Origin of the sequence: Nocardiopsis endophytica, from assembly GCF_027706725.1 — a bacterium.
GTDB lineage: Bacteria > Actinomycetota > Actinomycetes > Streptosporangiales > Streptosporangiaceae > Nocardiopsis_A > Nocardiopsis_A endophytica.
On the sequence record NZ_JAQFWQ010000011.1, the window covers coordinates 84,785 to 90,958 of the forward strand.

Here is a 6,174-nt window from a genome sequence, read left to right on the forward strand (position 1 = left end):
TACAGTGACCGCATGACCAACGGCCACCCGCGCGACGGCGCGCCGGGGGCGGGGGTGCGGCGCGCCTGGCCCGACCTCGCCAGCCTCGAACTCTTCCTCCTGGTCGTCGAGGAGGGCAGCATCGGCAGGGCCGCCGCCCGGGCCGGGCTCACCCAGGCGTCCGCCGGCCGCCGCCTGGACACCCTCGAACGGGAGCTGGGCCTGCCGCTGCTGTTCCGGACGACCGGCGGCTCGCGGCCCACCCCGCAGGGGCGCACCGTCGCCGGGTGGTCCCAGAGCGTCCTGGAGGCCGCCCGCGACCTCACCGGGGGCGTCGCCGCGCTCCGCCGCGACCGGCGGGCCACCCTGCGCCTGGCGGCCAGCATGACCGTCGCCGAGTACCTGGTCCCCGGCTGGCTCGCCCGCCTGCGCGAGCAGGCCCCGCAGGTGGAGGTCGCCCTCGACGTCCTCAACTCCGAGGAGGTCGCCCAGCGCGTCCGGGAGGGCGACGCCGACCTGGGGTTCGTCGAGTCCCTGGACGCCCCGCACGGGCTGGACCGGCTCCTGGTCCGGCGGGACCGGCTGGTCGCCGTCGTCGCCCCGGGGCACCCCTGGGCCGCCCGGGGGCGGCCCCTGACCGCGCGCACGCTGGCCGGGACCCCGCTGGTCACCCGCGAGCGCGGATCGGGGACTCGCACCACCCTGGAGCAGGCGCTGCGCCTGGCCCTCGGGGCCGACCCCGAACCCCCGGCGCTGGAGCTGCCCTCCAACGCGGCGGTGAAGGTCGCCGTCCAGAGCGGGGCGGCCCCGGCCGTGCTCAGCGAACTCGCCGTCGCCGCCGAACTCGCCGACGGGCGCCTGCGGGAGGTGCCGGTCACCGGTGTCGACCTGCACCGGCCGCTCAGGGCCGTGCGCCGCCCGCACACCCGCCCGGTCCCCCCGGCCGACCTGCTCGTCCGGATCGCGGCCGAGGGCGCCGAGGAGGAGTGACACCGGGGCGGGCCGCCCCCGGCCTCACTCCCCCGCTCGGCGCAGGATCGCCCGCGCCTGCCCCAGCAGCGGCGCGTCGATCATCCGGCCCTCGTACCGGAACACCCCGGACGGGTTCTCCTCGGCCGCCTTGAGGACGCCGCGCGCCCAGCGCACGTCCTCCTCCGGCGGGCGGAAGGCGTCGCGGATGGGGTCGGCGTGGCCGGGGTGGATGCACATCTTCGCCGCGAACCCGGTCTCGGCCGCCTCGCGCGCCTCCGCCGCGAGCCCGTCGGTGTCGGAGATGTCCAGGTAGACGGTGTCGATGGCGGGCTTGCCGTGCGCGGCCGCCGCGAGCAGCACCGAGGAGCGGGCGTGCACGACCACGTCGTGCGGCGCTCCGGTGGACCGGCGGCTGGACGCCCCGCCCAGGTCGGCCATCAGGTCCTCCCCGCCCCAGGTGAGCGCGGCGCACCCGGGCTCGGCGGCGAGGGCCGGGGCCGCCAGCACCCCGGCGGCCGACTCGCACAGGGCGACGACCCGCGCCGGGGCCAGCGCGCGCACCGCCTCCACCCGTTCGGCCTTGGGGAGCATCACCAGGCGCACGCCCAGGTCCCGGACCGCCTGCACGTCCTGCTCCCACCACGGGCCGCCGTAGGGGTTGACCCGCACGATGGTGCGTTCGGGGTCCAGTCCGGGCCAGGCCTCGGAGAGCATCCTCCGAGCGCCGTCCTTGGCGTCGGGGGCGACGCTGTCCTCGAGGTCGATGATGACCGCGTCGGCGCGCGCCGCCGCCTTGGCGTAGCGGTCGGGCCGGTCCCCGGGGCAGAACAGCAGCGCCGGGCCCGGGATGCCCGGGGTGCCGCTCATCGCTCCTCCTCGGGCCTGCACAGCATGAGGGCGCTGCGCTCGGCGCGCGCGACGAGCACGCCGTCCTGGTTCAGGGCCCGGTGCTCGAACTTCACGATCCCGTTGCCGGGGCGCGAGGACGAAAGCCGCTTCTCCAGCACCGTCGTCTCGGCGTAGAGCGTGTCCCCGTGGAAGACGGGGCGGGGGAAGGCGATCTCCCCGAAGCCCAGGTTGGCCACGGTGGTGGCCTGGGTCAGCTGCGCGACGCTCAGCCCCACCAGGGTCGACAGGGTGAACAGGCTGTTCACCAGGGGGCGCCCGAACTCGGTGGACGCGCTGAAGTGGGCGTCCAGGTGCAGGCTCTGCGGGTTCATGGTGAGCGTGCTGAAGAAGGTGTTGTCCGCCTCGGTGACGGTCCGTCCGGGCCGGTGCTGGTAGACCGCGCCCTCCTTCAGCTCCTCGAAGTACAGGCCGCGCTGCACGATCCGCTCAGGGGTCGCCTCGGGACCGCGTTCCTCCACGTCGCCTCCTCGTCGAGCCGTCGTCCGGGCGGGGTGTGCCCGTGATCACTCCGACATGCTTGCACACCCCTGCCCGCCCGCCTCGCCCGGGAGCTCCCGTCGCACGCCGTCCGTACCCCTAGAGCCGCCTCCTCGGTGACTCCCGTCCCCTCGGACACGTATCCGTATGGGTAAGGGGGCGGAGGCCCTCTAGGCAGGGGCACGGTGCGAGTTCCGTGCACCCATCCGGGCCGGAGCTGCGGCGTCATCGCCCCTCGCGGCCCCAGAATTGGTGGTGCGGCCGCGGAAGTCCTGGAATCCCGGCCCGCACCGAGGGGATCCCCTGGGGGAGTCGTGTGCGGACGTCGCTTGAGGGGGAGCGGCGTCGCCGCTCCTCCAGGGACCACTCTCCCGCCGTGACCGCCTCCTGTCCAGCCCGCGCCGCCCGTCCGCGCGGAGGAAGGCGGCACGGCGGCCCTCTCCCCCTGCGCGGGGGCCGCCTCAGGCGGTGTCGGCGTCCGCCAGCCGCTGGGCCACCAGCACCCGGGAGGACACCCCGAGCTTGGCCAGGATGTTCTCCACGTGCGTGTCCACGGTCCGTTTGGAGATGACCAGCCGCTCGGCGATCGCCCGGTTCGACAGCCCCTCGGCGATCAGCCCGGCCACCTCCCGCTCCCTGGCGGTGAGCGCGGCCCGGCCCGGGGGCGGGTCCTGGCGCCCGGGGGTCAGGGCGTCGGCGTCGGCGACGGCCGCGTCCGCGATCCGGTCCAGGGGGTGGTCGGCCCCTTCCGCGTACAGCTCGGCGAAGTGCTCGTCCCCCAGCCCGGCGCGGGCCGACCCCACCGCCTCCTGGTGGAAGGCCTCCATGATGGCGGTGCCGCCGAGCCTCACCCCCGCCCGGTCCCACAGCGGGGCGGCCGCGCCGAGCAGCCACGCGGCGCGGCCGAAGCGCTCCTGGCCCACCGCCCGCCAGGCGGTGACCTCCAGGCAGTAGGCCAGCCCGACGAAGTCGCCCAGCTCCCACTTCATGCGCAGGGCCGGCCCTCCGGCGGCGTCGGCGCCCGCGGCGTCGCCCTTGAAGGTCAGCGCGGCGCTGGTGATGACCAGCATGTAGGAGCGGAGCCACATCTCGGCGTCCAGCCCCTCCAGGCGCGCCAGCCCCTCGGTGCACACCGCGACCGCCTCGTCGAGCTCGCCGCTGAGCAGGTGCAGGTAGCCCTGCTGGGCGAGCAGGGAGACGGAGGTCGCGAAGTCGCCCGCGCGCTTGGCGGCGGCCGTGCAGGCCTCGTATTCGGGCAGCGCCTCGCCGTGGCGTCCGGCGAACACCAGGGCCAGGTGGCGGTACAGGTGCATCCGGCCCTTGAGCCGCTCGTCGGTGTTCCCCTCGGGGAGGGGCATCGCCGCGTCCAGGTCGGCCAGGGCCGCGTCGAGTTCGCCCCGGAAGGTGCCGAGGTAGGCCCTTACCCCCAGGGCCCACGCGCGCTGCGGGCTGTCGTCGGGCAGGGACTCCACGGCCTTGGTGAGCCAGTAGCGGCCCTCCTTGAGGCGGCCGGAGATCTGCCAGTACCCCCACAGGGACGCGGCGAGGCGGGCGGCCCGCGACTCCCAGCCCGGCGCGGCGAAGGCGTACTCCAGCCCCCTGCGGATGTCGGCGTGCTCGGCCGCCAGCGCGCGGAAGCGGCCGAGCTGGTCCTCGGGGAAGCGCCGGTCGAGCCGGTCCGCCAGGCGCTGGCAGCGTTCGACGTGCCGCCCCCGGTACTCCTGCTCCTCCCCCGCCTCGGCGAGGCGCTCGGCGCCGTACTCGCGCAGGGTGTCGAGCTGGCGGTAGCGGTCCCCGCCCCGGTCGGCGCGCAGCACGACGGACTTGTCGACGAGTCCGATGAGCGCCTCCAGCACCTCGCCGCGCTCAAGGCCCTCGCCCGCGCAGACCTCCTCGGCGGCGTCGGCGTCGAATCCCCCGGCGAAGACCGACAGCCTGCGCCAGAGCACCCGCTCCTGCGGCGTGCACAGGTCGTGGCTCCACTCGATGCCGGTGCGGAGCGTCTGGTGGCGCGGCAGAGACGCCCGCGTGCCGCCGGTCAGGAGCTGGAAGCGGTCCTCCAGCCGCTCGACGAGGCGCTGCAGCGGCAGGGCGCGCAGGCGCACGGTGGCCAGTTCGATGGCGAGCGGGATGCCGTCCAGGCGGCGGCACAGGCGCACCGCGTGGCGCCGGTCGGCGTCGGTGAGGGTGAAACCGGGGACCACCGCGGCCGCCCGCCGCTCGAACAGCTCGACGGCGCTGTGCCGGACGGCGTCGGCGTCGTCGGGGTCGGGCACCGGCATGGGCGGGACCGGGTGGCTGAACTCGCCGAGCACGTTGAGGGCGTGCCGGGAGGTGGCCAGGACCGTCACCCCGGGGCACTCGCGGAGGACGACCTCGGCGAGCATCGCGCAGGCGTCGCCCAGGTGCTCGCAGGTGTCCAGGACCAGGAGCAGGGAGCGGGCGCGCAGGTACTCCAGGAGCACGTCGAGCTGGGAGCGGGCGTCCTGCTCGGCGAGCCCGAGCGTGGAGGCGACGGTGTGGGCGATCAGCTCGGGGTCGCGCAGCCCGGACAGTTCCACGAAGCGCGCGCCGTCGGTGTACCGGGAGGCGACGCGCTCGGCCACGTGCAGGGCGATACGGGTCTTGCCGACGCCGCCGGGGCCCAGGACGGTGACCAGACGGCCCTGGCCCAGCAGGCCGGTGATCCGGGAGACCTCCTCTTCACGGCCGACGAACCCCGTGAGCTGCCGGGGGAGCGCCCCCGCCGTCCGCTGGATCATGATCCGGTCCTCGCCCTGCCCGCTGCGACGCTCGACTCCGCCTCAGTCCGCACTGTACCGAGACAGAGTCCTGCGTATGGGGCGTTTCCGGGAATCGCCGGGGGCGGCGGGGCCCGGCTCCGCGCCGGCCGTCAGTCCCGGCCGGCCGCCGCCGGGGCGGTGCCCTCCGGGGCCCCTGTGCCGTCCCCACCCCGCTCGGCGGCGCGGGCGCGTTCCGCGCGCCGCATGAGCACCACGGCGGTGTGCCCGGAGGCGACGAGCAGCGCCGTCGCGGCGCCCGCCGCCAGGAACTCCGGCGAGAGCGGATCGGCGGCCGAGCCGCCGAGGACGACCAGGGCGGCGGTGTAGGGCATGCAGCCCACTGCGGTGCCGACGACGAAGGTCCGCACGCCCATGGCGGTGGCCCCGAGGCCGTGGTTGATCGCCGAGAACGGGGCGATCGGCATCAGCCGCAGGTAGAGCACGGCGAACAGGCCGTGCCGCGCGACGGCGCGGTCCAGGCGGTCGCGGACGGCGAGCGGCACCCAGGCGTGCACCGCGCCGCGCAGCATGACCCGGGCGATCCAGAACTGGGCGAGCGCCACGGTCACCGCGCCCGCGCTCGCGACCGCGAACCCGGCGGCCGGGCCGAGCAGCGCCCCCGTGGCCGCGTGGAGGAGGGGCCGGGGCACCAGGAGGAGCGCGGCGACCAGGTAGAGGCCGAGGACGACCAGGGGCGCGGCGGGGCCGGCGGCCTCGACGGCCGCGCGCATCTCCCCGAGCCCGGGGAGCTGGGTCCCGGCGACGAGGAGCGCCGCGGTGAGCAGGACGAAGAGGACGGCGCGGCGGGCGGCGGAGCGCCGGCCGCCGACAGGGCGCCCTTCGTTCACCGGTTCTCCTTGGGGTCGAGGGGGCCGGGAGGCACCGGCCGGGCGCACCCGGCGCATCGGGGCTGGGGCTGCGGAGCGATCCGCCCGCCGTAGTGCCCGCGCGGATGGGCGGGCGTGCTCGCCGTTGACGCTTCTATGTCAAGCGGCCAAGGAGAGTGCTTGTTGCTCGCGGGCCGTGCGCGCGGCCTTGTCGGCGCGCATGGCCC

The 6,174-nt window shown here is 76.1% G+C and carries 5 protein-coding genes; 1 reads left to right on the forward strand and 4 read right to left on the reverse strand.

Annotated elements, in window-relative coordinates:
• The first annotated feature begins 12 nt into the window (after positions 1-12).
• The gene (locus O4J56_RS06200; RefSeq protein WP_270684235.1) at positions 13-969 is read left to right on the forward strand and encodes a LysR family transcriptional regulator; all 957 of its coding nucleotides are present in this window, start codon (positions 13-15) and stop codon (positions 967-969) included.
• 24 nt (positions 970-993) lie between these two features.
• On the opposite strand, the gene O4J56_RS06205 is transcribed toward O4J56_RS06200, so the two are convergent.
• From O4J56_RS06205 to O4J56_RS06220, 4 genes are all read right to left on the reverse strand, one after another.
• A complete protein-coding gene (locus O4J56_RS06205; RefSeq protein ID WP_270684237.1) occupies positions 994-1,818 on the reverse strand; it encodes an HpcH/HpaI aldolase/citrate lyase family protein in 825 nt (274 codons plus the stop codon).
• On the reverse strand, positions 1,815-2,318 hold the full coding sequence (locus tag O4J56_RS06210; protein ID WP_270684238.1) for a MaoC family dehydratase: 504 nt from the start codon (positions 2,316-2,318) through the stop codon (positions 1,815-1,817). Before O4J56_RS06210 ends, O4J56_RS06205 begins: the two co-directional genes overlap by 4 nt.
• A gap of 480 nt (positions 2,319-2,798) precedes the next feature.
• Entirely contained in the window at positions 2,799-5,099 is a 2,301-nt protein-coding gene (locus O4J56_RS06215) for an ATP-binding protein (protein WP_270684240.1), read from the reverse strand.
• 131 nt (positions 5,100-5,230) lie between these two features.
• On the reverse strand, positions 5,231-5,968 hold the full coding sequence (locus O4J56_RS06220) for a TVP38/TMEM64 family protein (RefSeq protein WP_270684241.1): 738 nt from the start codon (positions 5,966-5,968) through the stop codon (positions 5,231-5,233).
• Positions 5,969-6,174 lie beyond the last annotated feature (206 nt).

Excerpts from the sequence above, each read along its gene's own strand:
- O4J56_RS06205 (WP_270684237.1), bottom strand. The coding sequence starts at position 1,818 with ATGAGCGGCACCCCGGGCATCCCGGGCCCGGCGCTGCTGTTCTGCCCC.
- O4J56_RS06215 (WP_270684240.1), bottom strand. The coding sequence starts at position 5,099 with ATGATCCAGCGGACGGCGGGGGCGCTCCCCCGGCAGCTCACGGGGTTC.
- O4J56_RS06200 (WP_270684235.1), top strand. The coding sequence starts at position 13 with ATGACCAACGGCCACCCGCGCGACGGCGCGCCGGGGGCGGGGGTGCGG.